Origin of the sequence: Streptomyces sp. NPDC101165 (assembly GCF_044768135.1) — a bacterium.
GTDB lineage: Bacteria > Actinomycetota > Actinomycetes > Streptomycetales > Streptomycetaceae > Streptomyces.
In genome coordinates this window covers 105,484-121,885 of sequence record NZ_JBIWPG010000001.1, presented here as the reverse complement: position 1 = coordinate 121,885, position 16,402 = coordinate 105,484, and the positions used below count along the sequence as shown (strand labels likewise).

9 protein-coding genes are annotated in these 16,402 nt (G+C 69.9%); 4 read left to right on the top strand and 5 right to left on the bottom strand.

Features of this window, described 5'->3' with window-relative positions; all coding sequences use genetic code 11:
• Positions 1-221 precede the first annotated feature (221 nt).
• Positions 222-470, top strand: a complete 249-nt coding sequence (locus tag ACIRVH_RS00525; RefSeq protein ID WP_403947018.1) for a hypothetical protein — start codon at positions 222-224, stop codon at positions 468-470.
• 9 nt (positions 471-479) lie between these two features.
• Here the strand turns inward: ACIRVH_RS00525 and ACIRVH_RS00520 are convergent, their stop codons facing one another.
• The 3 genes from ACIRVH_RS00520 to ngcE are packed head-to-tail and all read right to left on the bottom strand — an operon-like array spanning position 480 to position 3,808.
• Positions 480-1,403, bottom strand: a complete 924-nt coding sequence (locus ACIRVH_RS00520) for a carbohydrate ABC transporter permease (protein WP_403947016.1) — start codon at positions 1,401-1,403, stop codon at positions 480-482.
• A 4-nt stretch (positions 1,404-1,407) separates the two neighbouring features.
• Entirely contained in the window at positions 1,408-2,334 is a 927-nt protein-coding gene (locus ACIRVH_RS00515; RefSeq protein ID WP_403947775.1) for a carbohydrate ABC transporter permease, read from the bottom strand.
• Between the two features lie 28 nt (positions 2,335-2,362).
• Entirely contained in the window at positions 2,363-3,808 is a 1,446-nt protein-coding gene (gene ngcE, locus ACIRVH_RS00510) for an N-acetylglucosamine/diacetylchitobiose ABC transporter substrate-binding protein (RefSeq protein ID WP_403947014.1), read from the bottom strand.
• Between the two features lie 413 nt (positions 3,809-4,221).
• Here ngcE and ACIRVH_RS00505 point away from each other — a divergent pair, with 413 nt between their 5' ends.
• The gene (locus ACIRVH_RS00505) at positions 4,222-7,965 is read left to right on the top strand and encodes a GH92 family glycosyl hydrolase (protein WP_403947773.1); all 3,744 of its coding nucleotides are present in this window, start codon (positions 4,222-4,224) and stop codon (positions 7,963-7,965) included.
• 57 nt (positions 7,966-8,022) lie between these two features.
• Here the strand turns inward: ACIRVH_RS00505 and ACIRVH_RS00500 are convergent, their stop codons facing one another.
• The gene (locus ACIRVH_RS00500) at positions 8,023-11,289 is read right to left on the bottom strand and encodes a GH92 family glycosyl hydrolase (protein ID WP_403947012.1); all 3,267 of its coding nucleotides are present in this window, start codon (positions 11,287-11,289) and stop codon (positions 8,023-8,025) included.
• A gap of 408 nt (positions 11,290-11,697) precedes the next feature.
• Between ACIRVH_RS00500 and ACIRVH_RS00495 the strand changes: the two genes are divergently transcribed.
• Together ACIRVH_RS00495 and ACIRVH_RS00490 are read left to right on the top strand one after the other, a co-directional pair.
• Positions 11,698-11,820 (top strand): hypothetical protein, encoded by a 123-nt coding sequence (locus tag ACIRVH_RS00495; RefSeq protein WP_403947010.1) that lies wholly within the window; start codon positions 11,698-11,700, stop codon positions 11,818-11,820.
• Positions 11,821-12,186: 366 nt separating this feature from the next.
• The gene (locus ACIRVH_RS00490) at positions 12,187-14,838 is read left to right on the top strand and encodes a SpoIIE family protein phosphatase (RefSeq protein ID WP_403947008.1); all 2,652 of its coding nucleotides are present in this window, start codon (positions 12,187-12,189) and stop codon (positions 14,836-14,838) included.
• Here the strand turns inward: ACIRVH_RS00490 and ACIRVH_RS00485 are convergent.
• A complete protein-coding gene (locus tag ACIRVH_RS00485; RefSeq protein ID WP_403947006.1) occupies positions 14,816-16,291 on the bottom strand; it encodes an ATP-binding protein in 1,476 nt (491 codons plus the stop codon). The genes ACIRVH_RS00490 and ACIRVH_RS00485 overlap by 23 nt on opposite strands.
• Positions 16,292-16,402 lie beyond the last annotated feature (111 nt).

Sequence of the window (16,402 nt, the reverse complement as noted above, 5' to 3'; positions counted from 1 at the left end):
AGGCCGAGGGTCAGCGGTGGCAGGGCATGAGAGCTCAGGGCCGCCAAGGCGGCGGCAGTGGGGGATCTGGGCCGTGGGAGTGGTCGGGCGGCTGTCTGTGGCTCGGTGGGCCCGTGCTTCGAGGGGCGGGGGTGCGGCAGGATGGGGCGGTGCTGCCGGACCGACTCTTGTGGTGCGACCCGCGGCCCGTCCCCCGGTTCAACCGGCAGGAACCGGTGACCGTGATCGTTCGTGACCCCGCGTTCCACGAGCCGGGTGACGAGGACGACTGTGTGAGGCTCTGGTACGTCTGCCGGGCGCACGCGCGGCCCTACCTGCACGAGGCCTGCGGGGAAGGGGCCCATCTGATCGAGCTGCACTGCGCGGAGCACGGGCCCGAGAACCTGTGGCCGGACCCGCGCATGCTGATGTTCCCGGACGGCTTCGTTCCCCCGCTGAGTGAGGCCCAGCTGAGCTGGGCCCGCTCGTGAGGACGCTCCCTACTTCAGCGCGCCGGCGGTCAGGCCCGCGACCACCTGGCGCTGGAAGACGATGTAGGCCGCCAGGACGGGCAGCATCGCCATGACCAGGCCCGCGAAGAGGCCGGACCAGTCGCCCTTGTAACCCTGGCTGACCGCGAGCTGGACCAGCCCCTGGGTGAGGACGCGCTTGTCGGGGTCGGTGTTGAGGACCGTCGGGAGCATGTACTGGTTCCACTGGCCCAGGAAGTTGAAGATGCCCACGCTGATCAGGCCCGGCTTGGCCATCGGCAGCATGATCTGGAAGAACGTACGGGTGTGCGAGGCGCCGTCCACGAAGGCCGCCTCCGCCACCGAGGTCGGCAGCGTGCGGAAGAAGGCGGTCAGGAAGAACACCGTGAACGGCAGCGAGTACGCGATGTAGACCAGGATCAGGCCGTGGATCGTGTTCAGCAGCCCCATGTTGTTCACGACGTAGAACAGCGGGACCAGCGCCAGCATGATCGGGAAGCTCATGCCGCCGATGAAGAGGAAGTAGATGAAGCGGTTCCCGGGGAAGTCGAAACGGGCCAGTACGTAGGCCGCCATCGAGCCGAGCACCAGGGTGCCGATCAGCGAGCCGCCGACCACCAGGATGGTGTTCAGGAAGTAGTCGCTCATGTTGGCCTGGGTCCAGGCGCGCGACCAGTTGTCGAAGTGCAGCTTGGTCGGCAGGGACCAGGGCGAGCCGAAGATCGCGCTGTCGTCCTTGAAGGAAGTCATCACCGCCCACAGCAGCGGCAGGACCACCATGATCGCCCACAGGATCAGCATGCCGTGGGAGAAGACGTTGAGGACGCTGCCCTCTTTCTTCTCGGCGGCCGGCTTCGCCGACGGCACGTCGACCTTGGAGACGGTCGCACCGGACTCGGCCGGCAGCGGAGCGGAGGTCTCGGTCGTCTTCATCGCTTCAGTACTCCAGCCGCTCGCGACGGCCCAGCCGCATCACGATCGCGGCGAACGCGAGCGTGACGACGAGCAGGGCGACGCCGATGGTGGTGGCGTAGGCGGCCTGACCGTCCCGGAACGCCTTCTGGTACACGTACAGGACCATCACGGTGGTCGAGTAGTCGGGACCGCCCGGCCCGGTCGTCATGATCTGTACGACCGCGAACGACTCGGCGCCGAGCGCGAGGATGCCCATGTAGACCCAGCCGGACTGCACCGTGTCCCACAGCAGCGGCAGGGTGACGCGGAAGAACGTGGTGGCGCGGCTCGCGCCGTCCAGCAGCGCCGCCTCGTACAGCTCGGCCGGGATCGACGCCATGCCCGCCGAGAACAGGACCACGAAGAAGCCGACCGTGGACCACACGAGCACCGCCATCACGCACCACAGTGCGAGGCTCGGGTCGCCGAGCCACAGCGGCTGGACGCTGTCGAGGCCGATGCCGCGCAGCAGTGAGTTGATCGCGCCGCTGTCCGGGTTGTACGCGAAGGCGAACAGCAGCGACACGATCGCGATCGACAGGACCTGCGGGAAGAAGTAGACGATCTTGTAGAAGGACGAGCCCCGGACACCCGTGATCACGGGGCCGCCCCTTCTCCGCCGTCCGCCCACATTGATCATGAAGGCGAAGAACAGCGCCAGACCGAGTGTCACCAGTGGCAGCACCAGAGCGAAGATCAGACTGTGCTGCAACGACTTCCAGAAGATGTCGTCGTGGAGCATCCTCTTGTAGTTGTCGAAGCCGACCATCTTGAATTCGGGGCTGAGGCCGGTCCAGTCCGTGAACGAGTAGTAGATGGACTGGATGAACGGCCACACCACGAAGAGCGCGTACAGTCCCAGGGGCAGTGCCAGAAACCCCACGATGAACCGGTACTTGCCGTGCTGCATCGCCACTCCGGTGCGGTAAAGGTGCTGGTTACTGGTGCTTGTAGTGCTTGATGGAGGTGTCCTTGGCCGCCTCGTCGGCAAAGCCCTGGATCTTCTTGATGGCCTCGGCCGGGGTGAGCCGGCCGGCCATCATCTCGCCGAGACCGGCCACACCGATCTTCTCCTTCTGCAGCTGCACGTACCAGTCCTGCAGCCGCGGATTCACCACGTTGGATCCGGCCTTGTCCAGCGCCGCCACACCCGACTTCAGACCCGGGGTGAGGCTGATGCCGCTGGTGCCGCCGTTGTACGCGGTCAGCGACTTCACCTTGGCGGTGAAGTTCTTCGAGGACGCCTCGGAGAGCATGATGCGCAGCTGCTCCATGCCGCCCTCGGCGTTGGCCGCCTTGGCCGGCACGACGAAGGGCTCACCGCCGGAGGCCCAGATGGTGCCGAACGGCATCCTGTCCGAACTGTCGATGCCGGTGGGCGCGGAGACCGCGAGGTTGAAGTCGGCCGGGATGACGTTGGCCGACTCGTTCTCCACCCAGGAGCCGTTCGGGATGAACAGCGCCTTGCCCTTGGCCCAGGCCGTCTGCGACTGGATGTGGTCCAGGCCCGGGGTGCCCTTGAGGATGTAGCCCTTCTTGTAGAGCTCGTAGTAGGCCTCGAAGCACGCCTTGACCGCCGGGTGCTTCCAGGCGTTCGGCTCCAGGTTGTCGATGGCGTCGAGCACCTCACGGCCGCCGACCTTGCCGATCATCGGGTACAGCGAGAAGGGGAGGTAGTACGGGTACTTGCCCGCGTACGTCCAGCCCGCCATGCCCTTTTTCTTGGCCTTCTCGCACACGGCGAGCATCTGGTCCCAGGTCTCGGGGTACTGCGCGTCGAGGGAGTCCAGCGCCTTCTGCGAGTACCAGACGCCGTAGACGGTGTAGGCGTAGTACAGGATCCAGACCGGCTTGCCGTCGAACTGCCCCATCTCCACGATGCCGGGGCGGAGCGTGTCGCGGACCTTCTTGCTCGGGTCGTCGTACGACGGCGCGTCCAGCAGCGGGGTGAGGTCCGCCAGCTGGTTCTTGCCGACGAGGACGCCCATGTCCATCTGCTCGGCGCCGGAGTTGTCGATGAGGTCCGGCGGGTTGCCCTGGTTGAAGCGGGGCTGCAGGGTGGACTGGATCTTCTGGGTGGCGGAGAACTTCACCGTCGCCTTGGGGAAGTCCTTCTGGTAGATCTTCACGGCGTCCTGGGCGTACTCCTTGCCGAAACCGCCGTCGAACAGGACGAATTCCATCTTCGCCGTCTCGTTGACGCCGAGCGGGTTCTTCGCGGTCTTCTTGCCCGCCTTCGCCTTGTCCTGGCCGTCGCCGCCGCTGCTCGCGCAGGCGGACAGCAGACCCATTCCGGGGGCGGCCACCAGGCCGAGCGCGGCCGAACGCTTGATCAGATCGCGGCGGCCGACGCCTTCGCCACCGTGGTGCGCAGTGGATCCCATGCTCAAGTCCTCGCCTTCTCCAGGACTCAGGCGGTGAACCGGATCCTCCCCGGCACCGCTGTCGGGTAGTGCAGGGTCATGCGGGAAACGCCGACAGGTATAGTCCACTTCCCGCCAGCGGAGCAAGATCGAATGCAAGGTTGGCGATGGGTCTTTTCCGAGTTGAGACCTCTCGGAAATATGAGCGACCTGTGGGCGCCGCGACGGAGAAATTGGCGACATAGGCCCCTGAATGCCACACCCAACACCCTTGACATCAAGGGCCACTTGACCACCTACTGGTTCCTGCGCATCGAAGTTGACAACGTTGTCCAGAGCGGGCGCAGGAGGGGAATCCGTAGATGCAGCGCAAGAGGCAGCGGAGAACTCGACACAGATACGGTCCGGCGGTCGTCCTCACGGCCGCCTTTGTCATGGCCGTCGGCGCACAGGGCGCCGCGGTCGCCCAGCCAGCCAGGGCCGCGGCCTCCGACCAGGAGTTCGCAACCTCGTTCGAGGCCGGTGACCCGGCGCCGGACTGGCTGAACACCGTCGACACGGCGCCGGACGGAACCAAGCGCTCCGCGGGCGTGGACGGCGGCTACAGCACGGGCATTCCGGGCAATGTCACCGACCATGTGACCGAGGTCCGGGCCAGCGGCGAGAACGAGGGCGCGGGCGAGATGAAGGAGAACCTCGTCGACGGCGAGCCCGGCACCAAGTGGCTGACCTTCCAGCCCACCGGCTGGGTCGAGTTCGACCTGGACAAGCCCATCAAGCTGGTGACGTACGCGCTCACCTCCGCCAACGACTTCGACGAGCGCGACCCGAGGGACTGGACGCTCAGGGGCTCGACGGACGGCAAGGACTGGAAGACCATCGACACCCGCTCCGGCGAGTCCTTCTCGGAGCGCTTCCAGACGAAGTCGTACGACCTGGCCGAGCCGGGCGAGTACCAGTTCTTCCGGCTGGACGTGACGAAGAACAACGGCGCCTCGGACATACTGCAACTCGCCGACATGCAGTTCTCGACCGGCGGCGGGGGCGGCCCGGTGCCGCAGGACATGCTGTCGCTGGTCGACAAGGGCCCGAGCGGCTCGCCCACGGCCAAGGCCCGCGCCGGCTTCACCGGCAAGCGGGCCCTGCGCTACGCAGGGCGGCACACGGCGGCCGGCCGGGCGTACTCGTACAACAAGATCTTCGACGTGAACGTGAAGGTCGGCGCCGACACCCAGCTGTCGTACCGCATCTTCCCGTCGATGGCCGACGGCGACCGCGACTACGACGCCACCAACGTCTCCGTGGACCTGGCCTTCACCGACGGCACCTATCTGAGCGAGCTGGGCGCGCTGGACCAGCACGGCTTCGCGCTGTCGCCGCGCGGGCAGGGAGCGGCGAAGGCGCTCTACGTCAACCAGTGGAACGACGTGCTCTCGCGGATCGGCTCGGTGGCCGGCGGCAAGACCGTCGACCGGATCCTGGTGGCCTACGACTCCCCGGGCGGCCCGGCGAAGTTCCGGGGCTGGATAGACGACGTGGCGCTCAGGTCGGTGGCTCCCGAGAAGCCGAAGGCGCATCTGTCGGACTACGCGCTGACCACGCGTGGTACCAACTCCAGCGGCAGCTTCTCGCGCGGCAACGACTTCCCTGCCACGGCCCTTCCCCACGGCTTCAACTTCTGGACGCCGGTGACCAACGCGTCCTCGCTGAGCTGGCTGTACGAGTACGCACGTGCGAACAACGACGACAATCTGCCGACGATCCAGGCCTTCAGCGCGAGCCATGAACCGAGCCCGTGGATGGGCGACCGGCAGACCTTCCAGCTGATGCCGTCCGCCGTGCCCGGCACCCCGAACACCGACCGTGAGACACGGGAGCTGGCCTTCCGGCACGAGAACGAGACCGCGCGGCCGTACTACTACGGCGTCAGGTTCGAGAACGGCCTGAAGGCGGAGATAACGCCGACCGACCACGCGGCCGCGCTGCGCTTCACCTACCCGGGCGACGACGCGAGCGTGCTGTTCGACAACGTCACCGAGCAGGCGGGCCTGACCCTGGACAAGGAACACGGGATCGTCACCGGCTACTCGGACGTGAAGTCGGGCCTCTCCACAGGCGCCACCCGGCTGTTCGTGTACGGCGTCTTCGACAAGCCGGTGACGGACGGCTCCGCCGCCGGGGTCAAGGGCTATCTGCGCTTCGACGCGGGCGCCGACCGCACGGTCACCCTGCGCCTGGCCACCTCCCTGATCAGCATCGACCAGGCGAAGGACAACCTGCGCCAGGAGATCCCGGACGGCACGTCCTTCGACACCGTGAAGAAGCAGGCCCAGCGGGCCTGGGACGGGCTGCTCGGCAAGGTCGAGGTGGAGGGCGCGACCCCGGACCAGCTGACCACGCTGTACTCCAGCATGTACCGGCTGTACCTGTACCCGAACTCCGGCTTCGAGAAGGTCGGCGGCAAGGACCAGTACGCCTCGCCCTTCTCCCCCATGCCGGGTCCGGACACCCCGACGCACACCGGCGCGAAGATCGTCGACGGCAAGGTGTACGTCAACAACGGCTTCTGGGACACCTACCGGACCACTTGGCCGGCGTACTCCTTCCTGACGCCGTCTCAGGCGGGCGAGATGGTCGACGGGTTCGTGCAGCAGTACAAGGACGGCGGCTGGACCTCGCGCTGGTCCTCCCCCGGTTACGCCGACCTGATGACCGGCACCTCCTCGGACGTGGCGTTCGCCGACGCGTACGTCAAGGGTGTGAACTTCGACGCGAAGGCGGCGTACGACGCGGCGGTCAAGAACGCGACGGTCGTTCCGCCGTCCTCGGGCGTGGGCCGCAAGGGCATGAGCACCTCGCCGTTCCTCGGCTACACCAGCACCGACACGCACGAGGGCCTGTCGTGGGCGATGGAGGGCTACGTCAACGACTACGGCATCGCGAAGATGGGCGAGGCCCTCTACAAGAAGACCGGCGAGAAACGCTACCAGGAGGAGTCGCAGTACTTCCTCAACCGCGCCCGGGACTATGTGAACCTCTTCGACCCCAAGGCGGGCTTCTTCCAGGGCCGGGACGCCAAGGGGGCCTGGCGCGTGGACTCCGCGAAGTACGACCCGCGCGTGTGGGGCTACGACTACACGGAGACCAACGGCTGGGGCTACGCCTTCACCGCCCCGCAGGACAGCCGGGGCCTGGCCAACCTGTACGGCGGCCGCACCGGCCTCGCGGAGAAGCTCGACGCCTACTTCGGCACCCCGGAGACCGCCTCGCCGGACTTCGTCGGCTCCTACGGCGGTGTCATCCACGAGATGACCGAGGCCCGGGACGTCCGGATGGGCATGTACGGCCACTCCAACCAGGTCGCGCACCACGTGATCTACATGTACGACGCGGCCGCCGAGCCCTGGAAGGCGCAGGCGAACGTCCGCGAGGCGCTGTCCCGGCTCTACACCGGCAGCGAGATCGGGCAGGGCTACCACGGTGACGAGGACAACGGCGAGCAGTCGGCCTGGTACCTCTTCTCCTCGCTGGGCTTCTACCCGCTGGTCATGGGCAGCGGCGAGTACGCCATCGGTTCCCCGCTGTTCACGAAGGCGACCGTGCACCTGGAGAACGGCCGGGACCTGGTGATCAAGGCGCCGCGCAACAGCCCGCGAAACGTGTACGTGCAGGGTCTGAAGGTCAACGGCCGCCCCTGGACGTCGACTTCGCTCCCCCACTCGCTGCTGGCCAAGGGCGGCGTGCTGGAGTTCTTCATGGGGTCCAAGCCCTCGACCTGGGGCACGGGCAAGAACGCGGCGCCGGTGTCCATCACCCAGGACGACAAGGTGCCGACGCCCCGCGCGGACGTACTGAAGGGTGACGGCGCCCTGTTCGACAACACGTCGGCGACGAGCGCCACGGTCACCTCGGTGGACCTGCCGGTCGGCGCCGCCACCCGGGCCGTCCAGTACACCCTGACCTCGTCGGCCGACCACACCAAGGCGCCGACCGGCTGGACCCTGCAGGGTTCCGCGGACGGCACGACCTGGAAGACCCTGGACCACCGCTCCGGCGAGTCGTTCACCTGGGACCGCCAGACCCGGGTGTTCACCGTCGCCGCACCGGGCTCGTACGCGAAGTACCGCCTGGTCCTCGACGGCGAGTCGACGCTGGCGGAGGTGGAGCTGCTGGCCTGACGGCGGCACGGAAGAGGGGGCGGGCCCGCTCGGGTCCGCCCCCTTTCGTGTGTGCGCTCAGCCGGTGGCGAGGGTGAACACGTGCAGGTCCGTGTTCTCCGGCAGCCGGACGCTCCTGACGGTCCTACCGGCCGGCGCCGCGAACGGCTTGGTGGCGAAGACGTACGTCGCCACCGGATCCTTGTCGGCGCCCGCGACGTTGCGGTACGCGGTCTTGGCGACGACCTCGTTGCTGTACTGGACGGTGCCGCCTCCGCCGCCGACGGTCCAGTCGGTGAAGGAGAGGTCGACGGTGTCGGTGGTGCCGTCGGTGTAGGTGACGGTCGCCTTGGTCTGCTGGTTGCCGTTGACCGCGCTGCCGAGGAAGGACAACCGGGTCGCGGGCTCGGCGAGTTCGATGGTCTGGCCGGTGGCCGAGGCGTTGTCGGGGCGGCCCGTGGGCGAGTTCGGCCAGGTGAAGGTCAGGCCGCCGGCCGTGCCCTGCCCGCCCGGGGTGAGGCCGGCCGCGGCGAGGGCCTGGCGGGAGTAGCTCCAGCCGCCGCCGTCGTAGTCGGCCTCGTCGTGCTCACCCTCGTCGTCGGAGACACCGGTGTTGTTGTAGGCGGCGAGCAGGGTGCCCGGTGCGGCCACGCTGAGGGAGACCGGCTGCTCGTAGGAGGTGTCGCCGGAGGTCACCGTGACCTTGACCGCGTAGAAGCCCTGGGTGGCGTCCTCGGCCGCGGTCAGGGTGATCTCCTGGGATCCGTCGGTGACCGTGCCCTCGGCGGGCGTGGCGGTGACACCGGTGGGGGTTTCGACCCGGAAGCGGACCTCCGGGCCGGTGCCGCCGCCGAGCGCGAGGGCACGGATGCCGATCTTCGTGCGGTCACCGGGTGCGACCGTGGCGGCGGTGGGGCCGACGCCGATCTGGTACGGCTGCTCGCCCTCCCGGAAGGACGGCGGCGGGGAGGCCGCGCCCCAGGTGCGGTCCGGGGTGGTGGAGAGGGTGTAGTCGAGGCGGCCGCCGTCGCGCACGAAGGAGGCCGGCAGCCAGGGCCGGTCACCGGCCCGCCCGTTGACCTTCAGTGACTGGATGTACGGCGCGTCGGCCGCCGCCCCGGTCGCGTGCACGGAGATGTCGTTGCCCTGCGGACGGGCGATCTCGATGCGCTCGAACAGCGGTGAGGCGAGGACCAGTTCGGCCCGGGAGGGCACCTGCGGGTACATGCCGAGCGCGGAGAAGACGTACCAGGACGACATCGCCCCGAGGTCGTCGTTGCCGGGGATGCCGCCGGGCGCGGTCGACCAGAGCTGCCGCATCGCCGCGCGGACGGTCTCCTGCGCCTTGTAGGGCGCGCCCGCGTAGTCGTACAGGTAGGGCACGTTGACGGAAGGCTCGTTGTCCAGCTCGGACTTGGTGCCGCCCTGACCGGTGAAGGCCCAGCCGCCGTCGCTCGTGTGGAAGAAGTCGTCGAGCCGGACCAGCGCCTTGTCGGTGCCGCCCATTGCCGCGAACAGCCCCGCCGGGTCGTGCTGGACCATCCAGGTGTACTGGGCGGCCGTGCCCTCCACGAAGCCGTTGCCGGTGTCGGGGGTGAAGCCGGTGACCCAGCTGCCGTCGGCCTTGCGGTTGGCGACGTAGCCGCCGCTCAGGTCGGCCGCGATGTTGAAGTTGTTCTGCCACCACTGGGCGCGGCGGGTGAAGGCGGCCGCCGTGTCCTTCTCCCCTGCCGCCGTGGCGAGTTGGGCGAGGGAGAAGTCCGCGGTGGACATCTCCAGGGTCTCAGCGGCGCCGCCCCAGGCATTGGAGACGCTGGGCATGTAGTGCAGCTTGAGGTACTTGTCGAGCGATGGGCGCTGGCCCACCGACAGCACCGGCTTGCCGGCCGCGGACAGGTCCTGCTGCGTGGGCACGGTCGCCGCCCTGACCAGCGAGTCCAGGGCGCCCTTGAGGTCGAAACCGGTGCCGCCGAAGGCGTGGATGCCGGCCAGCGCGGTGGGCGACGGGTCGCCGTTCATGACGTGGGTGCCGCTCGCGCCGTGCAGCCAGCGGTCCCAGATCCCGCCGTTCTGCCCGGCGAGTTCGTACAGCGACTGGGCGATGTCGGATCCGGTACGCGGGTCGAGGAGGGTGAGCAGCTGCACCTGGTCGCGGTAGACGTCCCAGCCGGAGAAGGTGCCGTACTGCGCGTGTTGGCGACGGTCGACGGTGTGCGGCCGGCCGTCCGCACCACGGTATCTGCGGTCGGCGTCGCTGATGACGTTCGGATGCAGCAGGGAGTGGTACAGCGCCGTGTAGAAGGTGGTGCGTTCGGCGTCGGTCCCGCCGCCGACCCGGACCGCGCCCAGCCGGTCGCGCCAGGCCCGCCGCGCCGCGTCCGCGACGGCGTCGAAGGAGCGGCCCGCCGGGTTCTCCGCGGCGAGGTTCGCCGCGGCGCCCGCCTGGCTGACGTAGGAGATGCCGACCTTGACGTTCACCGGGCCGGTGCCGGGCGCGAACTGCACATACCCTCCGGATCCCTTGCCCGCGACCGGCCGGCCCCCGTGCGAGAAGCCGCCCGTGCCGCCGGAGGCGTGCAGGGAGCCGGGGCTCAGTTTGTCGTCCTGCCAGGTGCCGGTGGCCGTGAAGGCCCGGTCGAAGCGGGCGGTGAAGTACAGGGTGTAGTAGGAGCGTTGGCCCTCGGGGTCGAGGTAGCCGCAGAAGTTCCCGGAGGTGACGGAGCCGGAGACGGTGCGGGTCGCCGGGTCGACGGTGACCGTCGAGTCCGCGGAGCCCACCTCGGAGTTGGCGGTGCGCACGAGCAGCGAGGCGGGCTTGTCCGCCGGGTAGGTGAAGCGGGCCGAGCCGGTGCGGGTGGTCGCGGTGAGGTCGGCGGTGACGCCGGAGGCGAGGCCCACCTTGTAGTGACCGGGCTCGGCGGTCTCGTCGGAGTGGCGGAAGTCCGCTGCGTAGACGGCGTCCTTGGTGTCGCTCGCCGGGGAGGAGGTGACCTCGCCCGCGTACGGGAAGAGCGGGATGTCGCCGCTGCCGCCCGCGCAGCCGGTGCCGGACATGTGCGTCAGGCTGAAGCCGCGGATGCGGGTGGCGTCGTACTGGTAGCCGCCGGGCGCGGCGGTGCGGGTGGCGTCGCCTCTGGTGTTCTCCGGGCTGAAGGAGAACATGCCGAACGGCACGACGGCGCCCGGGAAGACGTTGCCGCCGTTCCTGGTGCCGATCAGCGGATCGACGTACGGGGTCGGGTCCTTGACGAGGCCGGGGGGAGCTGCGGTCGCCGCGAGGGCGGGGGTGGCGCCGCCGGTCGCGAGCACCGCGGCCAGCAGCAGGGACGTGGGACGGAATCGCATGACGCGGCCCTTCCTGACGGACGGGTCGCGCACCACAGGTCGCACAAGCCGCAGGGACAGTAACGTGCGCCACCGGTAACACGGAAGACCGCGTACGCCCCGGCAGACGCACGCCTGGATCACTCGGTCGGGCTACCCCAAGTACCTTGACATCGTTGTCGGTTGAGGCGGTAGAGTCATGTACAGACCATAAGACAACGTTGTCGCGCCCCACACGGCAGAGGCCCGCCCACGGCCTCGCCACCACAAGCCAGCACCACCCGGGCAGGGACTCACCCCCCTCGCCTGCCCGGCTCGCGGACCCGGTGTGCACGGCCACCGGGTCCGCCCAGAGCGACTCGACCGACCCGACAGGGAAGAACCGCGGAGTCGCCACCGCCGGAGCCCTGGACGACGTAGCCGAAGGTCATGCCCTGCCCCGGACTCGGCGAACCGGTCTCCGTGCTGTCCGAGCGCTGCCAGACCCTGGAGGTGATGTGCCGCCCCACCGCGAACCAGAAGGAGGGCCCTGCCACGGGCGGGGCGCGGTAATCGCGGCGCTTCGGGAGGCGCGCGTCTATTGTCATAGGCATGACGCACCTACCTCCGGGTGCTCTCAGTCGTACCGTAGGAAGACAGGGCGGGAGCGTCCGCGCGATCCGGGCGGGTTCCGGTCCACCCGGGCCGCGCCAGGGCCCTCGGGACCTCTGGGAGCGCTCCCACCCCTTGCGCGTGAAGCTAGCGCGCACGGGGTCAGGTGTAAACGCCTGCCGCAGGCGCTGCGACACACGGACCGGCATACCGGCCGGAATGTGATGTCCATCGCTTGGACCAGCCATAGTCACCCGGAAAGGCCGGTGCTAGAAATATCGCATGTGGGACCTTTTCGCCCGATTCAGGCACCTCTCAAGGCGTGCGATGGTCGGCAAGAGCCCCCGTAGCGTCGCCGGGCAGGTCTTCGTCCTCCAGGTGGCGCTGGTGGTGGTGCTCGTGGTGTGCGCCGTCATCGCCCTTGTCCTGCAGTCGGAGCGTGACACCAGCACGGAGGCCAAGCGGCGGTCCATCGCCGTCGCGCAGACCTTCGCGCACTCGCCCGGCGTCCTCCAGGCCCTGCAGACCGCCGAACCGTCGAAGGTGCTCCAACCGCTCACCGAGGCGGGGCGCAAGAGCGCGGGCGTCGACTTCATCGTCGTCATGGACACCAAGGGGATCCGCTACACCCACCCCATTCCGAGCAAGATCGGCCATAGGTTCGTGGGCCGGATCGGACCGTCCCTGGCCGGGAAGGTCTACACCGAGAGCGTCCACGGCCCGCTCGGCCACGAGGTACAGGCGACCGTGCCGATAAAGGACGACCACGGCAAGGTGGTCGCCCTCGTCTCCGCCGGCCTGAAGGTCAAGAACGTGACCAGCGAGGTGAACCGGCAGCTGCCGATCATCCTGGCCGCCGGGGCCGGAGCACTCGCGGTGTCGACCGGCGGGACGGCCCTGGTGGGCAGGCGACTGCGGCGGCAGACCCACAGCCTGGCTCCGGCCGAGATGACCCGGATGTACGAGCACCACGACACAGTGCTGCACTCGGTGCGGGAAGGCGTGCTGATCGTCGCGGACGACGGGCATCTGCTGCTGGCCAACGACGAGGCCAGGCGGCTGCTGGAGCTGCCCCCCGAGGCCGAGGGGCGCAACGTGCGGGAGCTGTCGGCCCTCGACTCGGAGATGGTGGAGCTGCTGGTCTCCGGGCGCGAGGCCACCGACGAGGTGCACTTCGCCGGCGGATGGCTGCTGGCGGTCAACCAGCGGCCGACGGACCGCGCGGGAGGCCCCAGGGGAACCGTGGTGACGCTCCGGGACTCCACCGAACTGCAGGCGGTGTCCGGCAGGGCGGAGGCCGCCCGGGAGCGGCTGGAGCTGCTGTACGACGCGGGACTGGGCATCGGCACCACCCTCGACGTGGTCCGTACGGCCGAGGAGCTGGCGCAGCTCGCCGTCCCGCGCTTCGCCGACTTCGTCACCGTGGACGTGGCCGACGCCGTGCTGCACGGAGAGGAGCCGGCCCGCACGGCGACGGACATGCGGCGCGTCGCCGTGAACGGCATCCGGGACGACCACCCGCTCTACGAGAAGGGCCGGCTGATCGACTTCCTGCCCTCCACCCCGCAGGCGCGCGGCTACGGCGCCGGCCGCTCCGAGCTGGTGACCGACCTGTCGGCCGCGCCGGGCTGGCAGGCGCAGGACCCGAAGCGGGCCCGGCAGATCATCGACTTCGGCATCCACACGCTCATCGCCGCGCCGATCAAGTCCCGCGGTTCCGTGCTGGGCATGGTCAACTTCTGGCGGTCCAAGCGGGACGCCTTCGACGAGGAGGAGCTGTCGCTCGCCGAGGAGCTGGTGGCCCGGGCCGCGGTCAGCATCGACAACGCCCGCCGGTACGCCCGCGAGCACGCCCTGGCGGTCACCCTCCAGCGCAGCCTGCTGCCGCGGGCGCTGCCCGAGCAGAGCGCCCTGGAGGTCGGCTACCGCTACCTCCCGGCCCAGTCGGGTGTGAGCGGCGACTGGTTCGACGTGATCCCGCTGCCGGGGAGCCGGGTGGCGCTGGCCGTGGGAGACGTGGTCGGGCACGGTCTGCACGCGGCCGCGACGATGGGCCGGCTGCGGACCGCGGTGCACAACTTCTCCACGCTCGACCTGCCGCCCGACGAGCTGCTCAGCCATCTGGACGATCTGGTGGGCCGCATCGACCAGGACGAGTCGTCGTGCGCGGAGTCGGCCGGGGAGATCGTCGGCGCCACCTGTCTGTACGCGATCTACGACCCGGTGACGCGGCGCTGTGTCATGTCGCGGGCCGGGCACCTGGCGCCCGCGCTGGTCCACCCGGACGGCAGCGTCACCTTCCCCGACCTGCCGGGCGGGCCGCCGCTGGGCCTCGGCGGCATGCCGTTCCGGACGGCCGAGCTGGAGCTGGCCGAGGGCACCCAGCTCGTCCTCTACACCGACGGGCTCATCGAGGACCGTACGCGCGACCTGGACGTGGGCATGGAGCTGCTGCGCCGGGCGCTGGCGGGGCACCCCGACCGGACGCCGGAGGACAGCTGTCAGGCGGTGCTCGACGAGCTGCTGCCCGAGCGGCCCAAGGACGATGTCGCCCTGCTCATCGCGCGCACCCGGGCGCTGCCGCCCGACAACGTGGCCGACTGGGACGTGCCGCGCGACCCGGCCGCCGTCTCGGGGATGCGTGGCGCCGTATCCGAGAAGCTGGAGGAGTGGGGCCTGGCCGAGCTGGGCTTCGGCATGGAACTGGTGCTGAGCGAGCTGATCACCAACGCCATCCGCTACGGCTCCGACCCGATCCATGTCCGGCTGATCCGTGACCGCACCCTGGTCTGCGAGGTGGCCGACGGCAGCAGCACCTCGCCGCATCTGCGCTACGCCGCCATCACCGACGAGGGCGGCCGTGGCCTGTTCCTGGTCTCGCAGATGACCGAGCGCTGGGGCACCCGGTACACGCCCCAGGGCAAGGTGATCTGGGCCGAGGTGGCGCTGCCGGACTTCACGGAGCTCTTTGAGGAGTGAGGGGCTCGGCGCAGAGCGGCCGAGCGGGCGCGGGGAGTTCGACCGTGAACTCGGTCCGGCCCGGGGCGCTGGTCACACTGATGCCGCCGCCGTGTGCCGCGGTGATCCCCGCGGCGATCGCGAGCCCGAGGCCCGAGCCGCCCTGGGAGCCGGGCGCCCGGGAGCGTGAGGTGTCGGCCCGGGTGAAGCGTTCGAAGACGGTCGGGAGCAGATCGGGCGGGATTCCGGGGCCGTCGTCGCGGACGCGGATCAGGTGGCGGCCGGCGGTGGACTCGACGGTGGCGGTGACGGTCGTACCGGGCGGGGTGTGCGTGCGCGCGTTGGCCAGCAGGTGGGCCACCACCTGGTGCAGCCGGGCCACGTCGCCGGTGACCGGCGCCGGGGTGTCCGGTCCCAGTTCCAGCCGCCAGACGTGATCGGCGCCGGCCGCCCGGGCATCCCACACGGCCTCGGCGACCACGGCGGCGAGGTCCACCTCGGCGGTCTGCAGCGGGCGTCCCTCGTCGAGGCGGGCGAGCAGCAGCAGGTCCTCGACCAGGTCCGTCATGCGGGCCGACTCGGCGAGGACGCGGCGCCAGGCGAGGTCGGGGGCGACACGGTTCATCAGCTCCGCGTACCCGGCGATGGAGGTGAGCGGGGTGCGCAGTTCATGGCTGGCGTCGGCGACGAAGCGGCGCATGCGGTCCTCGCCGCGCCGGCGCTCGGCGAGCGAGACCTCGACGTGGTCGATCATCCGGTTGAGGGCGGCGCCGACCTGGCCGGCCTCGCTGCCCGGGTCGGTGTCGCGTGCGGGCACCCGGGGCAGTGCGGTGACGTGGCCGTGGCCGAGCGGGACCCGGGAGACCTCCACGGCGGTGGCGGCGACCCGGTCGAGCGGGCGCAGCTGCCTGCGGATGACGACCGCGCAGACGCCGCCGGCGAGCGCGAGTCCGGTGGCCCCGACGATCGCCTCGATCTCGACCAGCCGGCCGAGCGTGGCCCGGACGTCGTCCATGGGCAGGCCGGTGAGGACGCGGATGCCGCTCGCGTCGAGGGCGGTGACGCGGTAGGTGCCGAGTCCGGGCACCGTCCGGGTGTGCACCGAGCCGTCGGCCCGGATGCCGGTGAGGGCGGCGCGCTGGGCGGAGCTGAGGGTGCGCGGGGCCGCGTCCCGGGTGACGACCGCGGCGGAGACGAGGTGCCCGGCCGCGTCCGGCCGGGCGGCGAGCAGCCCCTCGGTGTGGCCGCCCTCGCGGAGGAAGGCGAGGTCGGCGGGGAGTCCGGGGTGGAGTGCGGCACCGCCCACGCTGCGTTCGGCGGCGGCGTTCACCCGGTCGTCCAGGGTGCCCATGAGATAGGCGCGCTGGGCGAGGACGGTGGTGAGGGCGAGCGCGGCGCACACACCCACGAGGGTGACGGTGATGAGGACCAGCAGGCGTGTGCGCAGCGAGCGGGCCCACGGGCGGCGGCTCATGTACCGATCCTGTCCCGGTTCGCTGGGGGAAGCCTGTGTTCCGTCTGAGGGTGGGTGATGACCTTCGTGACGCCCTTCGCCGTGGCCGGCCGGGGCACGGCGAAGGGCCGC